General features: G+C 58.1%; 19 protein-coding genes. 10 read left to right on the forward strand and 9 right to left on the reverse strand.

The features are described from left to right. Positions 1-53 precede the first annotated feature (53 nt). From HUO12_RS08295 to HUO12_RS08305, 3 genes are all read left to right on the forward strand, one after another. Entirely contained in the window at positions 54-1016 is a 963-nt protein-coding gene (locus HUO12_RS08295) for an aspartyl protease family protein (RefSeq protein ID WP_232367344.1), read from the forward strand. A gap of 73 nt (positions 1017-1089) precedes the next feature. Next, on the forward strand, positions 1090-2913 hold the full coding sequence (locus HUO12_RS08300; protein ID WP_176273117.1) for an ABCB family ABC transporter ATP-binding protein/permease: 1824 nt from the start codon (positions 1090-1092) through the stop codon (positions 2911-2913). 125 nt (positions 2914-3038) lie between these two features. Continuing rightward, the gene (locus HUO12_RS08305; protein ID WP_176273118.1) at positions 3039-4532 is read left to right on the forward strand and encodes a SulP family inorganic anion transporter; all 1494 of its coding nucleotides are present in this window, start codon (positions 3039-3041) and stop codon (positions 4530-4532) included. 12 nt (positions 4533-4544) lie between these two features. Here the strand turns inward: HUO12_RS08305 and hslU are convergent, their stop codons facing one another. The 3 genes from hslU to HUO12_RS08320 are packed head-to-tail and all read right to left on the reverse strand — an operon-like array spanning position 4545 to position 6966. After that, entirely contained in the window at positions 4545-5846 is a 1302-nt protein-coding gene (hslU, locus tag HUO12_RS08310) for an ATP-dependent protease ATPase subunit HslU (protein ID WP_176273119.1), read from the reverse strand. A gap of 29 nt (positions 5847-5875) precedes the next feature. Next, the gene (gene hslV / locus HUO12_RS08315) at positions 5876-6436 is read right to left on the reverse strand and encodes an ATP-dependent protease subunit HslV (RefSeq protein WP_176273120.1); all 561 of its coding nucleotides are present in this window, start codon (positions 6434-6436) and stop codon (positions 5876-5878) included. Between the two features lie 47 nt (positions 6437-6483). Further along, entirely contained in the window at positions 6484-6966 is a 483-nt protein-coding gene (locus tag HUO12_RS08320) for an outer membrane protein assembly factor BamE (RefSeq protein WP_176273121.1), read from the reverse strand. A gap of 205 nt (positions 6967-7171) precedes the next feature. Here HUO12_RS08320 and HUO12_RS08325 point away from each other — a divergent pair, with 205 nt between their 5' ends. The 4 genes from HUO12_RS08325 (at position 7172) to HUO12_RS08340 (ending at position 10153) form a co-directional block, all read left to right on the forward strand. Further along, on the forward strand, positions 7172-7687 hold the full coding sequence (locus HUO12_RS08325; protein ID WP_176273122.1) for a ubiquinol-cytochrome C chaperone family protein: 516 nt from the start codon (positions 7172-7174) through the stop codon (positions 7685-7687). After that, positions 7684-8232 (forward strand): YceD family protein, encoded by a 549-nt coding sequence (locus HUO12_RS08330; protein ID WP_176273123.1) that lies wholly within the window; start codon positions 7684-7686, stop codon positions 8230-8232. The genes HUO12_RS08325 and HUO12_RS08330 overlap by 4 nt, the downstream gene beginning before the upstream one ends. 1 nt (position 8233) lies before the next feature. After that, positions 8234-9367, forward strand: coding sequence for a hypothetical protein (locus tag HUO12_RS08335; RefSeq protein WP_176273124.1), 1134 nt, complete (start codon positions 8234-8236; stop codon positions 9365-9367). 132 nt (positions 9368-9499) lie between these two features. Further along, on the forward strand, positions 9500-10153 hold the full coding sequence (locus HUO12_RS08340) for a hypothetical protein (RefSeq protein ID WP_176273125.1): 654 nt from the start codon (positions 9500-9502) through the stop codon (positions 10151-10153). Positions 10154-10183: 30 nt separating this feature from the next. Here HUO12_RS08340 and ssb read toward each other — a convergent pair whose 3' ends face one another. The 6 genes from ssb to HUO12_RS08370 all read right to left on the reverse strand — a co-directional run bounded on the left by ssb (position 10184) and on the right by HUO12_RS08370 (position 15253). After that, entirely contained in the window at positions 10184-10699 is a 516-nt protein-coding gene (ssb, locus tag HUO12_RS08345; RefSeq protein WP_176273126.1) for a single-stranded DNA-binding protein, read from the reverse strand. Between the two features lie 113 nt (positions 10700-10812). Continuing rightward, entirely contained in the window at positions 10813-12669 is a 1857-nt protein-coding gene (feoB, locus tag HUO12_RS08350; RefSeq protein WP_176273127.1) for a ferrous iron transporter B, read from the reverse strand. Beyond that, entirely contained in the window at positions 12666-12905 is a 240-nt protein-coding gene (locus tag HUO12_RS08355; protein ID WP_176273128.1) for a FeoA family protein, read from the reverse strand. The genes feoB and HUO12_RS08355 overlap by 4 nt, the downstream gene beginning before the upstream one ends. A gap of 71 nt (positions 12906-12976) precedes the next feature. Continuing rightward, entirely contained in the window at positions 12977-13915 is a 939-nt protein-coding gene (locus HUO12_RS08360; protein WP_176273129.1) for a sialate O-acetylesterase, read from the reverse strand. Beyond that, positions 13912-14586, reverse strand: a complete 675-nt coding sequence (locus tag HUO12_RS08365) for a COQ9 family protein (RefSeq protein WP_176273130.1) — start codon at positions 14584-14586, stop codon at positions 13912-13914. The genes HUO12_RS08360 and HUO12_RS08365 overlap by 4 nt, the downstream gene beginning before the upstream one ends. A gap of 46 nt (positions 14587-14632) precedes the next feature. Beyond that, on the reverse strand, positions 14633-15253 hold the full coding sequence (locus HUO12_RS08370) for an ankyrin repeat domain-containing protein (protein ID WP_232367345.1): 621 nt from the start codon (positions 15251-15253) through the stop codon (positions 14633-14635). A 92-nt stretch (positions 15254-15345) separates the two neighbouring features. Here HUO12_RS08370 and HUO12_RS08375 point away from each other — a divergent pair, with 92 nt between their 5' ends. The 3 genes from HUO12_RS08375 to HUO12_RS08385 are packed head-to-tail and all read left to right on the forward strand — an operon-like array spanning position 15346 to position 17134. Next, positions 15346-15966: an SCO family protein gene (locus tag HUO12_RS08375; RefSeq protein WP_176273131.1), complete on the forward strand. Its 621-nt coding sequence runs from the start codon at positions 15346-15348 to the stop codon at positions 15964-15966. After that, a complete protein-coding gene (locus HUO12_RS08380) occupies positions 15954-16415 on the forward strand; it encodes a YcgN family cysteine cluster protein (protein ID WP_176273132.1) in 462 nt (153 codons plus the stop codon). Before HUO12_RS08375 ends, HUO12_RS08380 begins: the two co-directional genes overlap by 13 nt. Then, positions 16412-17134 carry a M48 family metallopeptidase gene (locus tag HUO12_RS08385; RefSeq protein WP_176273133.1) on the forward strand — a complete coding sequence of 241 codons (723 nt, stop codon included), beginning with the start codon at positions 16412-16414 and terminating at the stop codon, positions 17132-17134. Before HUO12_RS08380 ends, HUO12_RS08385 begins: the two co-directional genes overlap by 4 nt. Positions 17135-17153 lie beyond the last annotated feature (19 nt).

Raw genomic sequence — 17153 nt, forward strand, 5'->3', positions numbered from 1 at the left:
CTGATCAGTTAGATGGTACAAGGCTTCAGTAATCCCTCAAATACAAGGCCGACATGAATAACCAGCTTGTCCCTCAGCCCTTCGGTCATTTCATGCTCGCTTCGACGCTGGCTCTCGTGTCGTCTAGCGTCGCGCAAACACCGGTCGCCGATCAAGCGATAGCGCCCAACCTCTCCGATCCGGAGACTGAGCTGCTGCAACTGGAGGAAGAGCGCAACAAGCGGCTTACCCTCCCCGTCAATATAGAAGGTGTCGGTCCGTTCGACTTCATGATCGACACTGGCAGCCAGGCGACGGTCGTAACGCACGAGATCAATGAACGCTTGGCATTGCCGGATGCTGGCACTGCTATTGTCGTTGGTATGGCGAGCAGGCGCGAAGTGAATCTCGTTGAACTCGATGGCCTTCAGTTCGGCAGTCGCACGATTGACGGACTTACTGCACCGGTGCTGGAGCGTGCGCATATCGGCGCTGACGGGATCATCGGCCTTGATAGCCTCCAAGACATGCGCGTCCTGTTTGACTTCCGCAAGAAAACCATTGCGGTGGCTGATGCGACGGAGAAGCTTTCGAGCCGCGGCTTTGAGATCATCGTGCGCGCTCGCCCGAGAGAAGGTCAGCTGCTTATCACGCAAGCAACTGTCGAAGGGGTGAAAGCCACCGTCATTATTGACACCGGCGCACAAGCGACGCTCGGGAACCTTGCTCTGCGCGAACGGATTCGCAAACGCCGTGAACAGCAGCAGGTTGTAACGACAGATGTGAATGGGGTCTCGATCACAACTCCGCTGACCTTCGCTCGCAGCCTGCGTATTCAAGGACTGGAGCTTAAGAACCTGCCGATCACCTATGCTGATGCACCCGCATTTGAAGCGTTGGGATTGAAGGATGAGCCGGTCCTGTCGCTTGGCATGCAACACTTGAAGGCGTTTGACCGCGTCGCGATTGACTTCAATAAGCGCCGGGTGCTGTTCGATCTGCCAAACAATGCGCGTTCTTCCAGAGGAAGCATCTGAAGCAAGGCTTTACCGGCTGCTACCAAGTCTAGCCTTGTTCTAAAGCAGGGGCAGGCCCACATGGTTGCGCACGATGCCACCTGATCCCGCCACACCTGCCCCGTCTGATGCTGAAAGCTGGGCGACGCTCAAGCGGTTTCTCCCTTATCTCTGGCCGAAGGATAATCCGGCGCTGCGGTGGCGGATCGTCATTGCCTTGGGGTTTGTGCTTGCCGCCAAAGGCGTCATCCTTGCCTTGCCCTATGCATACAAGAATGCCGTCGACGCCATGTCGGAAAGCAAGGCGGCGAGCGAGGCGGTTTCCGTCGCAATGGCGCTGGTCCTTGCATACGGGCTTGGGCGCTTTACCGGCGTGGCCTTCGACAATCTGCGCAATATCGCCTTCGAGCGCGTGGGCCAAGTCGCAACCCTGAACCTAGCGCAGGATGTGTTCCACAGGTTGCACAAGCTTTCGCTGAGGTTCCACTTGTCGCGCCGTACTGGCGAAGTCACGAAGATCATAGAACGCGGAACGAAGAGCATCGACACCATGCTCTATTTCCTGCTGTTCAACATTGCTCCAACTGCCATTGAGCTGATCGCAGTTGGCGTGATCTTCTATATCAATTTCGGGATCGAGCTGGTCATCGCGACAGCGATCACTGTTATCGCTTACATTCTGATCACGCGCTGGATCACGGAATGGCGCACCACGCTACGCCGCGAGATGAATGATCTGGATGGCAAGGCGCTCGATCGCGCGGTCGACTCGCTGCTCAATTATGAGACCGTCAAATATTTCGGAGCCGAAGCGCGCGAAGAGGAACGCTATGGCGATGCGGCGAGGAGCTACGCCAAAGCAGCGATGAAGTCCGAGAACTCGCTCGGGCTGCTCAACATCGCGCAAGCCGCTATCACCAATATGCTGATGGCTGGCGCCATGGCCTACAGCGTGTGGGGCTGGAGCCAGGGCCGCTTTACAGTCGGCGATCTCGTGTTCGTGAATACCTATCTGTTACAGCTGTTCCGTCCGCTTGACCTGCTTGGCTTTGTCTATCGCTCAATCAGGCAGGGTCTTGTCGACATGGGCGCGATGTTCACGCTGATCGACACGTCGGTCGAAGTCGAAGACAAGCCAGGCGCGCCAGCACTCAATGTAAAGCGCGCAGCCATCAGCTTCGAGAATGTCCGCTTCCAATATGAAGACGGTCGCGAAATCCTGCGCGGGCTTAGTTTTGAAGTGCCAGCCGGATCGCAAACCGCAATCGTTGGGCCTTCGGGCGCCGGCAAAAGCACAATCGCAAGGCTGCTGTTCCGCTTCTACGATCCACAGTCAGGTCGCATCCTGATTGACGGTCAGGACATTGCCGATGTCACGCAAGGCAGTCTGCGTGCAGCTATCGGCATCGTTCCGCAAGACAGCGTGCTGTTCAATGACACACTGCGCTATAACATTGCTTATGGCAGCGGCGATGCGAGTGAAGAAGACGTCCTGCGCGCGGCTCGCGATGCGGCGATCATGCCTTTCATCGAGGCGCAGCCGCAAGGCTTGGAGACTGAAGTTGGCGAGCGCGGCCTAAAGCTCTCAGGCGGCGAAAAGCAGCGCGTCGCGATTGCGCGGACGCTGGTAAAAAACCCGCCCATCCTCCTGCTTGATGAAGCAACCAGCGCTCTGGACAGCCGGACCGAGCAAGACATCCTGTCGACGCTTCACCGGATCGCCAAAGACCGCACGACCGTCGCTATCGCACACAGGCTTTCTACCATCGCCAATGCTGATCAGATTCTCGTTATGGAGCAAGGACAGCTTGCCGAGCGCGGGACGCATGCAGAATTGTTAAAGCGCGACGGTCTCTACGCAGACATGTGGGCGCGCCAGCAGGCGGAGAGTGAAGAGGCGGATATACCACAGAGCTGAGACGAAGCACTGAATAAGTACCCGCTGTCCTTGCATTGTGCAGCGCAGCAAGTATGGCGCGCGGCAACACGAACAGCGTGCATCCTCTCCCATTGTCGCGCGCATCAAGAAACGGACATAACAAAATGATCGATACAGCCGCGTTGAAGCGCGACTGGCTCGCGAACCCGCGTGCTGAAATCCTTGCCGGTATTGTTGTTGCCTTGGCGCTGATCCCGGAAGCAATCGGCTTCTCCATTATTGCAGGCGTAGACCCGCGCGTCGGGCTCTACGCGTCGATCACGATCGCAATGGTGATTGCCTTTACCGGCGGGCGTCCGGGCATGATCTCGGCTGCCACGGCTGCGGTCGCGGTGGTCGTAGTGCCTCTCGTACGCGACTATGGCGTCGAATACCTTTTCGCAGCGACGATTCTGATGGGCATCTTCCAGGCAATTGCCGCTGTGTTGCGGCTCGACCTGCTGATGCAATTCGTGAGCCGTTCCGTCATTACAGGTTTCGTCAACGCGCTCGCGATCCTTATCTTCATGGCGCAGTTGCCGCAGCTGATTGATGTGCCTTGGATCACCTATCCGCTGGTCGCAGGCGCGCTTGCAATCATCTATTTGTTGCCGCGCTTTACAACCGCGATCCCCTCGCCGCTTGTGGCAATCGTAGTGCTCGGTTCGATCACTATCGGGCTCGATATGAATGTGAACACAGTGAACGATATGGGCGAGCTGCCAGAGGGCCTGCCCTTTTTCGTGATCCCTGACGTTCCCCTTACATGGGAGACCTTCACAATCATCGCGCCATACTCTGCCACCATGGCCGCAGTCGGCTTGCTGGAGAGCCTGCTCACCGCGCAAATCGTCGACGACATGACGCACACGACCAGCAACAAGCGCCGCGAGAGCGCGGGCCAGGGCGCGGCCAATATCGTGACCGCATTCTTCGGCGGCATGGGCGGCTGCGCGATGATCGGTCAGTCTGTCATTAACGTGACGAGCGGTGGACGAGGAAGGCTCTCGACCTTTACCGCAGGTCTTACGCTGCTTGTCTTGTTGTGGCTTCTCGGTCCGTTGGTAGGTCAAATTCCAATGGCGGCCCTTGTTGCGATCATGATTATGGTGAGTATCGGGACGTTCAGCTGGAACTCGATCCCCAACCTGCAGAAGCACCCGTGGCAAAGCTCTGTCGTCATGCTCACCACTGTCGTGGTGGTGGTCGCGACCCACAATCTCGCGCTGGGCGTACTCGCGGGCGTGGTTCTGTCAGGCATCTTCTTCACGCAGAAGGTGATGGGAATGTTCGAAGTCGTCCGGGAACGCGACGGTGATACCGCGATCTACCGCGCGAAGGGGCAGATATTCTACGCCAGCGTTGATCGGTTCCAGGACGCACTCGGGCCGGAGAGCACACAGCCCGACCCGGCAGATCACGTCATCATTGATGTGTCCAAGGCACATTTCTGGGATATCTCAGGCATTGCCGCGCTCGACAAAGCGGTCGAACGCATGCGGCGCAATGGGCGCAGCGTTCAAGTCCGCGGCCTCAACCGCGCCAGCACGGATCTGTTCGACAAATATGCCCTGACTGACAAAACCGGCGTCGAGATCGGGCTAGCCCCGCACCCTTGATGTGGTGCTAGCCTAAAGGATGTATTTGCTGAGGTCAGTATCGCCTGCCAGATCGCTGAGCTTCTCGCGCACATAGGCTGCATCAATAGTTACGGTTTCGCCTGTGTGATCTTCCGCTTCGAAGCTGATCTCTTCGAGCAGCCGTTCCATCACAGTCTGCAAGCGCCGCGCACCGATATTCTCGACGCTCTCGTTTACTTGCGCTGCGATCTTCGCGACTTCGGCAATCGCGTCATCGCGGAAATCAAGCTCGACCTTTTCCGTGCCGATAAGTGCCTTGTATTGCTCGACAAGGTTCGCCCGCGTTTCGCTAAGAATGCGGACAAAGTCCTCTTCCGTCAGCGCGCGCAGCTCGACACGGATCGGCAGGCGGCCTTGCAATTCGGGCAGCATGTCTGAAGGCTTGGCCACATGAAATGCGCCCGAGGCGATAAACAGCACATGGTCGGTTTTCATCGCGCCATGCTTGGTCGAAACGGTCGTGCCTTCGATCAGTGGCAGCAAGTCCCGCTGTACGCCTTCGCGGCTGACTGATCCGCCACGCACATCGCTCACCGCGATCTTGTCGACTTCGTCAAGGAACACAATTCCGTTGTTTTCCGCATTGGCGAGCGCGACACGCGCGACATCGTCCTGATCCATGCGCTTTTCAGCTTCTTCATCGACCAGCTTGTCCCACGCGTCAGGAACCTTCAATTTGCGCCGCTTGGTCGGCTTCTTGCCCATAGCCTTGCCAAACATGTCACCAAGGTCGATCATCCCGACATTGCCGCCCATTCCGCCCATGTCGAACGGCATGGCGGGCGCTTCTTCAACGTCGATTTCGACTTCGGTATCATTCATCGCGTTCTGGACGATACGTTCACGGAACGCTTCGCGGGTTGCTTCAGAAGCATTATCGCCGACCAGCGCGTTAAGCAGCCGATCCATGGCCGCTTCGGAAGCCGCCTCGCGAACGGCCTCGCGGCGACGTTCTTTCTCAAGCCGGATCGCTTCTTCTACCAGATCGCGCGCGATCTGTTCCACGTCGCGGCCGACGTAGCCGACTTCAGTGAACTTGGTCGCTTCGACCTTCACAAACGGAGCTTCAGCGAGCTTTGCCAGCCGGCGGCTAATTTCTGTCTTACCGCAGCCCGTCGGGCCGATCATGAGGATGTTCTTCGGCGTGACTTCATCGCGCAACTCAGGTCCGAGCCGCTGACGGCGCCAGCGATTGCGAAGCGCAACTGCGACCGCGCGCTTGGCGTCTTTCTGGCCGATAATGTGTTCATCCAGCGCGGCGACAATCGCCTTTGGAGTAAGGTTGTCAGTCATATTATCTAGGGTCCGCCTGAAGTCCGGGCTTAAACAGTCTCAATCGTCAGATTGCCATTGGTGAAGACGCAGATATCCGCCGCAACGGCCATCGCCTTGGTCGCGATTGTTTCCGCATCCTCTTCATATTCAGCGAGCGCACGAGCAGCGGCGAGCGCATAATTGCCGCCAGAGCCGATTGCAGCAATCCCGCCTTCAGGCTCCAGCACATCGCCATTGCCTGTGAGCACCAGCAAGCTCTCTTCATCCGCGACGATCATCAGCGCTTCGAGATTGCGGAGATATTTGTCCGTGCGCCAATCCTTCGCAAGCTCCACCGCCGCGCGCAGCAGCTGCCCGCGATATTGCTCGAGCTTCTTTTCCAGCCGCTCGAACAGAGTGAAGGCATCGGCAGTTGCGCCAGCAAAGCCTGCGACCACCTTGCCGCCCTCGCCGATCCGGCGAACTTTCTTCGCATTGGGTTTCATCACGGTGTTGCCCATGGAGACTTGACCGTCCCCTGCAATAACCGTCTTATCGCCGCGCTTAACGCCGATGATGGTGGTGCCGTGCCATTGCGTGAGGCCGTGGGCGCTGTGTTTATCGTCCATGCCCCGCGATATGGGGAGCATGGCAAAACCGTCAAGCTTGAGAAGGGTTACGGACCGCCTGGTCCGCCGCCCGCACCAGGTGCGCCAACCGTACCGATATTGCCGAACAGGTCTTCAAGGAAGCCGCGCTCTCTGCCCAAGGTCGGTGTCTCATCACCATCGGGCGTAAGATAAACAACCTGATCCATACCTGACCGCTCGACAGATTTGACATTGCCTGCTTCGTCGAACTGGACCGCAAGCACCGAATGGGTGCTGATGCGCGGGCGTACGAATGGCTTCCGGCCGGTCACACTAGAAACATAATACCAGGTTGGTTCACCGAATTGGCTCTCGAATGTCGGACGGCCGAGCGTCCCTTCAACAGAGCGCTTGTTATCAATCTCCGGTTGGACCGAGCTTAGCAGCACATTGTCGACGACGTAGCCACGCGATTCGCGGATCGAGCTACATCCGGCGAGCGCTGCTCCACATGCCGCAATAACGGCGATTCTCGTCGCATTCTTCCAGATCGTCTGACCTGTCGCCATGAATTCGGTCAACCTTCTTTTAATTCGAGCCGCACTGGAACCTTTGCTCCGTCTGCAACGCTTACTATATCAACTGTCCAACGCCTTAAGGCGATGAAGCGCAGCATGCAATGTCGCGCGTTCCTGTCGCTGGGGCAAAAGATTTGAATTCTGGCTGAACACGCGCAAACTGGCGCGATGAGACGCGACTTAGGAGCGAATTTGCATGTCATTCCTGTCCAAGCTTCTTGGTACTGAGCCTGATCCACGTGAAGCATTGCGTCCCTTGTGGCACCGCGCGGTGACGCTCGCGCGTACGCCGGACTTTTATTCCGAATGCCATGTCGCTGATAGCGTTGCTGGCCGCTTTGATATGATCACCGCTGTAAGCGCTTGCATGATGGTCCGCCTCGAAGCCAGCAACATGCACAGCGAAAGCGCGCTGTTTGCAGAATTGTTCGTTGAAGACATGGAAGGCCAGATGCGCGAATTTGGCGTCAATGATGTCGTAGTTGGCAAGCGTATGGGCAAAGTGATGAGCTCATTGGGCGGAAGACTGGGGGCTTACCGCCCTGCCCTCAACAACCGCGACCTTGCGGCATTGAGTAGCGCAATGGAGCGCAACGTCACATTCAATGAAGGTGGATCGCCAGAATGTGCCGCGACCATGCTGCTAGCGCTAATGGATGAATTGTCCGCGCTGTCGGACGAAGAATTGCTCGCGGCGAAAGCCGACGCATGAACGCAAGCGCTGCGCCCGAATTCTCCCGGCCGATCAAAGTGAAACCGCTGCCTGGCGAGACTTTGAAACTGGAAGCAAGGGCGGAAGAACGCGAAGCGCTCGCCCTGCGTTTTAGCCTCACAAGCATTGAAAGCCTGCGCGCACAGGTCGATGTCGCGGAAGACGGAAGGGCTATCCGCGCGAGCGGCACGCTGAGCGCAGAGATCACGCAAAGCTGTGCGATTTCCGGCGAGGACTTCGCCGTTACTATCGACGAGCCGCTGGCTCTTAGCTTTCTGGAAGAAAGCCTGATCGACCGCGATCCGGCGACCGAGCTTGATGGAGAGATCGAGATAGAATTGGATGCGGAAGATCTCGACGAGATCGCTTATTCCGGAGACAGCTTTGACCTTGGCGAGGCCGTTGCGCAAACACTGGGACTGGCGATTGATCCCTACGCCGAAGGACCCAATGCTGATGCTGCACGAAAACAGGCCGGCATTGTGAGCGATGACGCGCCGTCCGGACCGCTAGCTGAAGCCTTGGCGGCGTTGAAGAAAGAATAGGATGCAAGCGGGGGGCAATCACGGCAAACTGATTTCAACGGCGCTTGCCGCGATTGTGGTTGGTGTCAGCGCCACCTTGGTCCTCATCACTTATTACATCACTGCAAACCCGGAGACCGTACCTCTCGAATGGCAATGGAATTTGCGCTGGGAGCACAATTTCGCAGCTTGGTGGGGCGGAAGTCTGCTTTTGCTGACCGCATTGCTGACTTTCGACAACGCGCTTGGTGCTCCTAATGTCAAGCTGAAGCGCGCATGGCTCACATTAGCCTGCATCATCCTGTTTCTGTCGCTCGATGAAGTTGGGTCATTGCATGAGCGGATGGGCTCAATCAGCAAATCTCTCGATGCGGGGCGCTGGGCTTTGGCCATCCCGCTCGCGCTGGTGATCGCTTATTTATCAATCCGCTCCGGCCTGACCTTGCTGTGGCATGGTGGCCGAGAACGCTTGCAGATACTTATCATCGGGATCGGTTTTGCTGTCCTGCTCTCCGTCGCTTTTCAGGAATATGTCGAGAATGCGATGGATTGGCGCGGGTCCGAATGGAGACCTTTGCGCGCAGCAATCGAAGAGGGAAGCGAGCTTCTCGGCATTTCGATTGTGCTGTTCGCTGTCAGCCTGCCGTTCTGGCAGCGGCCTGGGGCAACGCTGGACTCAGTGAAGGCCCATGCGACACCCGCCATGATCGCCGCGATCATCTTGGTCCTGCCATTCCTTGCGATCTCGATGGATACTGATCCGCAAAAAGGTGAGCCAAGCGACTGGCTCGCCAGCGCCTTATTGCTTGGCACGGCATTTTTGTGGGCAAAGCGGGCGTGGACTCACGGGCCAGTGATAGGATCGCTCGCTCTCGCGGGGATTGCAGGGATTGCTTCAATTGCAGCAGTTGCCATGGGCCCAGTAGAGACTTTCGAGCTCGCAGGATTGGAGCTCAATCGCCGGGGGCTGATCTACGCCATCTTAGCGCTGGGACTGGCCGCATTTGTTCGAACGCAACTGGCTGCGCTCGTGCTCATAGCGCCTGCGGCGCTGCTTATCGCGCAAGCCGTAATCGGCTTTAGCTCGCCGTTCTGGCCGTTTCTCCTAGGGCCAGTTTGCGCGCTCGGAATTTTTGCAGTGAGCGCAAAAGCATAGCTGCACTTATCCGCGCAATCAGTGAGCAATTTGCAATGCTTGCAGCCACACCCTAATTCTCTTCTCGGGTCGGTATCGCTGGGGGGCAACTGAATGGCGGGCAATCCACGCGCAGAGCGCTTTTTCTTGATTATGACCTTAGTGATGATTGCAATCATCACCGCGGGTTTCAGCGCCTCAGCCTTGTATCTGCCTGAGTTTCCCTTCCCGCCAACACCGCTTCTCGTAGTTCACGGGATCGTGACGTTCAGTTGGTATGGACTGACAGCTTCGCAGGCGTGGCTGATTGGCAATTCGAACTACGCGCTACACCGAAAGATGGGTCAAGCCAGCCTGATTTTGGCCGCTCTAATACTGGCGACAGGATATGTCGTCGTGAGCGGCGCCATTGCGAAACCGACCAATTCGATCGGTGGTCTGACTCCCGCAGGGTCGACCATTTTTCCAAGCATGGATTTGCTCGGCTTCGTGCTGTTTTACGGATTAGCGCTCATTAGACGAAACGACGGCGCCGCACATAAACGGCTTATTGTGCTTGCTGGCCTCATGATGTTGCCACCGGCTACCGCGCGGCTGGGTCTGGCGATTGGTCTTGAACCTTTGCCCGCCGTGGCAGCGCTCGCAATCGCTGGCGCATTCCTGATCTATGACTGGAGGACACGCAAGCGACCCCATTGGGCAAGCGTGCTCGGCTTGGTCGTTGCTGCAGGCGGCGCACCGCTGCGCTTCATCGTTGGCTCATCAGACGAATGGGAACGGTTCGCGCAGGCATTTTACGGGGCGTAGACTCTCGGCGGGTCCGCGATCTCGCAGTGATCAAAACGGAATGTCGTCATCCAGATCGTCATAATTGGAGCCGCCGCCGCTCTGGCCACCGCCGCCGGCACCTTGGCCGCCCCCTGAACCGCCAGCGCCCTGGTTCCAGCCGCCCCCGCCGCCTGAACCGCCGCCATAGCCGCCTCCACCACCGCCGCCGCCTGAGCGACCGTCGAGCATGGTCAGCGTGCCATCATAGCCGCGCAGCACCACTTCGGTTGAATAGCGATCATTGCCGGACTGGTCCTGCCACTTGCGGGTCTGCAGCTTGCCTTCGATAAAGACCTTGGAGCCTTTCTTGAGGTAGTTCTCACAGACATTGATCAGGCCTTCGGAAAAGATCGCAACGGTATGCCACTCGGTCCGCTCCTGACGCTCGCCCGTACTTCGATCTTTCCAGGTTTCACTGGTCGCGATCCGCAAATTGCAGACCTTGCCGCCATTCTGGAAGCTGCGCACTTCCGGGTCTGCGCCCAGATTGCCGATCAGCATGACCTTGTTGAGTGAACCCGCCATTTCAAGAATCCTTCCGTGTCTTGGACATGGGCTTATCGAATGGCTCACTGAGTCGCCACCCGCGTTTCGCACTTTTCACAAGAGGTTTGTGGGAAGCCTGATTGTGAGGCTCGCTAAAGCCCCGCTGCGGTTGCGATCCAGTAGGTCAGGCCCGCAAAGACGTAGGCAAGCGCAAACAGATAGCCGAGCATGAACAAGGGCCATTTCCACCCGTTTGTCTCGCGCCGAGTGACCGCGATGGTGGAGAGGCACTGCGGAGCGAATACGAACCAGGCGAGGAAGGCAAGCGCAGTCGGCAAGCTCCAGCGCGCGGCGATCTGATCGCGCAAGGCGAGCTCCGTTGCTTCATCATCTTCCGCTTCGACAGCGTAAGTGGTCGCAAGGCTTGCGACTGCCACCTCGCGCGCCGCCATGGCCGGCACGATCGCGAGCGTCATTTCGCGGTTAAAGCCAACCGGCTCGAACACCGGATGCATGGCGGTCGCGATCTGTCCGGCAAAGCTTGCGTCCAGCTGGCTTTCGCCCTCGCCCGCTTTGGGGAAAGTCAGCAGCAGCCACAGGATTACCGTGGCTGCGAAGATGATCGTACCCGCGCGGCGCAGGAACACCCATGCGCGCTGCCACAACCCGATCAGCAAATCCTTGACGCGCGGCCACTGATAGCGTGGCAGCTCCATGATGAAGCCGCTCGCCGCGCCTTTTGTGACGGAACGCCGCAGAACCAGTGCGACAATCATCGCACCGAGTATTCCAGCGATGTAGAGGCCGAATAGGACCAGGCCTTGCAAGCCAATCCCCGGGCCAACGCTGGTGGCAGGGATGACTGCTGCGATGATAACAGCATAGACCGGAAGCCGCGCTGAGCACGTCATCAGCGGCGCGATCAGGATCGTCGTCAGCCTGTCCTTGGGGTCAGAAATCGACCGCGTCGCCATGATACCGGGGATCGCGCAAGCGAAGCTCGAGAGCAGCGGGATGAAGCTGCGCCCGGAAAGGCCCACGCGCGCCATCAGACGGTCCATCAGGAAGGCGGCGCGTGCCATATATCCGCTCGCTTCCATCACCAGAATGAAGGCAAACAGGATCACAATCTGCGGCAGGAAGACGACGACAGAACCGACGCCTGCAATCAGACCCTCGGTCAGAAAATCGCGGATGAAGCTCTCGCCCATATTCGCGGTGACGAAGCCTGCTGCAGCCTCGGTTGCGCTTTCGATCAAGCCAATAAACGGATCAGCCCACGCGAACACCGCCTGAAACATCACGAACAAAAGTCCGAACAGGATCACAGGGCCCGCCCATGGGTGCATCAGCACTTTGTCCATGCCGGAGTTCAAGCGATGCGTGCCGCTCTCCGACAGGATTGCGGCCTTGGCGATATTCTGCGCGGCCAAACGGCGTTCGGGTAAAGACAGCTGGCCTGTACGGCGCTGCTCAGCCAGCGCGTCATCGAGCCGCTTGGCATCCGCCACTGCTGCTGACAGATCATCAAGACCTTTGCGCCGCACTGCGACTGTCTCAACCACCGGCACACCCAGAGCGTTACTCAAAGCGCCAGCATCCAGCGTCAGGCCATCGCGCGTCGCGAGATCCACCATGTTAAGCGCAACCACCGTCGGGCGCCCAAGCGCGATAACTTCCTGCGCGAAGACCAGATGCTGCTCTAGGTTTGCGGCATCCAGCACAACGATAAGCACATCTGGCTGGGCTTCGCCTTCAAACTCGCCCACGACCAATTGCCGCGTAACTTCTTCATCCGGACTGGTCGTGTCATGCAGCGAATAGCTGCCCGGCAAATCGACCAGTTCCATCGGCTCGCCATTGCCTAGCGTGATGCGCCCAACTTTGCGCTCAACGGTCACACCGGGATAGTTCGCGATCTTCTGCCGAGCGCCGGTCAGCGCATTGAACAGCGCGCTCTTGCCTGCATTGGGATTGCCCACAAGGGCTGCTCGGCGGATGCTGCTCATTGCGCTGCTACCGTCATAGCGGCGGCATGCGAGCGGCGGAGGGCCACTGTCATACGGCCAATGGTCACAGCGAGTGGGTCTTTGCCGCCGAAAACCCCGCGATGCGCGATGCCGACTTCTGCGCCTTCATCGAGACCCAGCGCACGTAAACGCTGCGCGTCTTCATCAGGGATCTGTTCCCAGGAGACAGACGTGATCGTGGCAGATGTGCCATGAGGCAAGAGGTCTAATGTCATCGCGAGATGCGCTGCCAGAGCGCGCCGCTAATTGCAACCGATTCTCAATAAAGCATCGGAATTGCTTCAGCTCACGTGCTGCAATCCTGCTCCAATTGCGTTGCGGCCCGCGCAAAAGCCTCGCCAAGTTTGACATAATCCTGCGACCGATAGTGCCAGCCATCGGGCAGGAAACCGAAGTCCTCTGTCTCCGTCACCAGATGCGCGCACGCATCGTTCTCCACGAAGCGTTTCTGGGCGGCTTGCACATCTTTCGAATAGCGCATGACCTGTGTTTCAAGTGTTTTGCCGGAATCCTTGATCTGTCCGACAACGATGGGAAGCTCGTCATCGTGCAAAGCCGCGCGAAACAGCGACATTAGGCGCGCAAGGTTCGCATCATAGGCATCTGCGATATCAGGATCATCAATCGCATCCGCTTCGCCTTGCATCCAGATTATACCTGCCGAAATCAGCCTGTCCGGCGCACCGTCACCGTCAATGTCGCGAGTGCTCATCGCCAAGCTGATTGTATTAAGCGCATTGTCATACTGATTGCGGCGATTGCCTTCTGCAAAGTCCGGATCCCAATTGCCGAACTGCGATTCCGCTTCGACGAGGCCGGTCCCGCCGCGCGAGTATTTTATGATCGCGATGCGCTCGGTTGGCTGGATTGCCGCCATTGTTATGCCAAAAGTCAGTTCGGGCCCGAAGCGGGCGGATGGCTGGTTGGAGAACCCGTCGGTGACAAAGCCCGTGCCATGGCCCGCGGTCAGCGGGACCCAGACACCGACGCCCCCGTCTTGCCCGCCGTCCGCCACATTGCGTCCGTGGAAAATGCGGACATTATGATCGCCATTTACGAGCTCCTGCGGAAGCTCCTTCACAAAGCCGAAGCCTTCCATGTTGGATTGTCCGCCTAGGAAATAGACTTTGTAAGTCGTGCCGTTAGCCTCAGGTGCGGAAGGCGCACACGATGCGGTCAGCCCAAGCGCAACCAGACCAATCAGGTGCTTGAGATACCAATTCACCGTGCCGGGTAACGCAACCGTCCAAGGAAGCGCGTCACGTTAAAGCTCTCGCGATCAGGGCGCAGTAGCCGCGCTTTCACTTTCTCGAATTTCATCACGCCTTCAATGCGGCGCTCGAGAAACGCGCGGGTCTGTTCCTTGCCTTCGCTGTCATCCTCGACAAACACAGCCAGCGTTGCTGCATAGATCGAGCCGAGGATCGTGCGTTTGGTATAGTGATTGTAGTCCGTCGCGGTATCGCCAGCGAGCCGCCACATCAGGTCTGCACTTCGCCAGCCGATCTGCAGAGAGCGCGAGGCGTTTTGCGGCAAAGCCATGATTGCAATTGCGCGGCGCAAAGCTTCTTCCAGGCCTTCGACCGCCATCAGGCGGAACCAGACCAGTTCGAAAATCCGCTCGCGGATCTTCATTTCGTTCAATTTCTCTGCCGGGAGAGCTTCCGCCATTTGTGCATCGACGCTTTCGATCCACGCATCGATCATGTCCATGGCGCGGCCGCCGATGGGCTTATCGGCATAAGCGAGCTTTGCGACATCAAAGTCAGCGCCCGCCATTTCAGCGGCAGCTTCCAGAGCCGTATCATTCCAACCATCAAAGATCGCAGCGGCCGCCACTTCCGGCGCGAGCGCCACACGCAGCTCTTCCAAGGTCATGTCGGCAAAATCAGTCATTTGAGCACTCGTCAGTTTGCAGCGGCAGGTTGATTATCAAAGCCGGTTAGAAGCTAGGCCCGTAATCCTTGGCTGGTCCTGCTTCCGCGCGTTTTTCATCTGCCTTTGCAAACTCGTCGGCGAGCCGTGCGTTCCCTTGCATCAGCGCGACATAATCGCGCGCGGAGCGGCCGGAATTGTCGGTTGCGTCTGTGTTCGCGCCTTTCTCAAGCAGCAAGCGCACCAATGGCACATCGCGGCGATGCACCGCTGCGATCAGAGGCGTTTCGCCGGTCGCATTCTTTACGTTAATGTCCGCGCCCGCCTTGATGAGTGCTTCGACACCGTCGACAAAACCCAACGTCACAGCAATCTGGATAGGGGCGACACCGTTCTTGTCGCGAATGTTGGGATTGGCGCCGCGCTGAGATAGAAACTTGATCCATGCAAGATCGCGCCGCTGGGTAACGATGTGCAGCGCAGTCTCACCGGTAGTGATATCGCGCGTGTTGACGATGGTTGTGCCCGGCTCATTGAGCTTGTCCGTCACAGCATCGCCATCACGGTCTTTGACCGCTTTCAGGAATTCATAGCCTTCAGAAAACAATTGGGCTGTCGCAGGCACCGCAGCAAAGGCAGCCAGAGCCGCCAGCATCATCCCAATTGTGCGCATAACGGCGCGCGCCATCCTGTTATCCTTTCACAAATCCTGTCAGAAAGCCCCTAAGAGACTGTGTGTGCCTCTTACAAATGCTTTGAACGATGACCAATTAGCAGACCATGAACCGACACGCTACGCCTCAAAATCTCCGTGCCGCCCTTACGGCGACAATTGCCTCTGCCTTCCTTGCGGCTTGCAGTGCCGCTCCTCAAGCCGAAGAGCCGGTTATCCCGCCACTGCAAGGCGCCGATATTGGCGGCGATTTCGAGCTCGTCGGCAGCGATGGAGAGACTGTCCGCTGGACCGATTTCGAAGGCCAGTACCGGATCGTCTATTTTGGCTTCACCTTTTGCCCCGACATCTGCCCGACCGATACGCAGAGGATGGCACAGGGGCTTGAGATTTTCGCAGAAAAGCGCCCTCAGCAGGCTGCAAAAATCCAGCCGATGTTTATCAGCATCGATCCGGCCCGCGATACGCCTGAGAAGGTCGGCGAATATGCAGCCGCGTTCTCTGATCGCCTCATCGGCCTCACCGGCAGCGAGGAGCAAGTCAAAGCCGCAGCCGATACCTTCCGCGTGTTCTATTCGCGCGGCGAGGATACGCCTGGCGGCGGCTATCTGATGGACCATTCCAACATAGTCTATCTTTTCGGCCCTGATGGAGAGCCATTGGCAACACTGCCCACAGATGAAGGCGCGGAAAGCGTCGCGGCTGAACTTAACAAATGGGTGAGCTGAGGGATCAGTTCTGGACCCTTCCGCTGAAGGACTTGTCGCGCGCAGAATGGGAAGCGCTATGCGATGGCTGCGGACGATGCTGCCTGCACAAGGTCGAAGAAGAAGACACAGGCGAAATCTTCGACACTAATGTCGCGTGCAAATTGCTTGATACCAAAACCGCGCGTTGCACTGATTACAAGAACCGCAAAGCCTTTGTGCCGGATTGCCTGCGCTTGACGCTCAAGATCGTCGAGGATGTCCCATGGTTGCCGCAAACCTGTGCTTATCGCAGGCGCGCGCAAGGCGAGCCATTGCCTGAATGGCATTATCTTTTGAGCGGCGACCGCGAGGCCGTCGAGCACGCAGGCGTATCCGTAGTTGGCCGCGTGATCAGCGAAACCCATGCGGGCCCGCCTGAGCATCATATCGTCGATTGGGACACTTATGTGCGCGAGAGCGAGCGATGATCGACTGGCTTCGCAAGGAGCAGCTTGAGCCGGAGATCGAGCTGGCGGGGCGCGTCCTGCCCATCGAATTGAAGCGCCACCCGCGCGCGCGCAGGCTCACCTTGCGGATAGCGCCCGATGGCAGTGCAGTCCGCCTCACTCTGCCGCAATGGGCCCGAAGCGCGGAAGCGATCGCCTTTGCCCATGCGAAAACGGAGTGGTTGGCAATACAGCTCGACAAGCTGCCACAACGCACCTCCCCTGAACCAGGCGGAACGCTGCAATTGCATGGGGAGCCTCACGCGATCGAGTGGGATCAGACGCACCCACGCACACCGCGGCTTGAGCATGATACGATCATGCTCGGCGGACCGCTCTCCTCGCTTGAAGCACGGCTGAGGCGATGGTGTGAAACCCGTGCGCTAGCGACCTTTGAAGACGATGTGACGCATTATTGCGAAACTGCCGGACTGGAACCGGTGCCGGTCGCGCTATCGCGCGCACAGAAACGTTGGGGCAGCTGTTCGGATCGCAAGCGCATCCGTTTGAATTGGCGCCTCATTCAAGCGCCGGATTTGGTGCGCCGTTCCGTCGTCGCGCATGAAGTAACGCATCTGGTCCATTTTGACCATTCACCCGCCTTCCACGCCATGCTGGGCGAACTATTCGAGGGCAATGTGCGCGAAGCGGATCGCTGGCTCAAACAGCATGGCCGCGGCCTTTATGCGAGTTTCGGATAAGACAAACCGGACTTCGAAA

It is taken from the genome of Altererythrobacter lutimaris, from assembly GCF_013371495.1.
Classification (GTDB): domain Bacteria; phylum Pseudomonadota; class Alphaproteobacteria; order Sphingomonadales; family Sphingomonadaceae; genus Erythrobacter; species Erythrobacter lutimaris_A.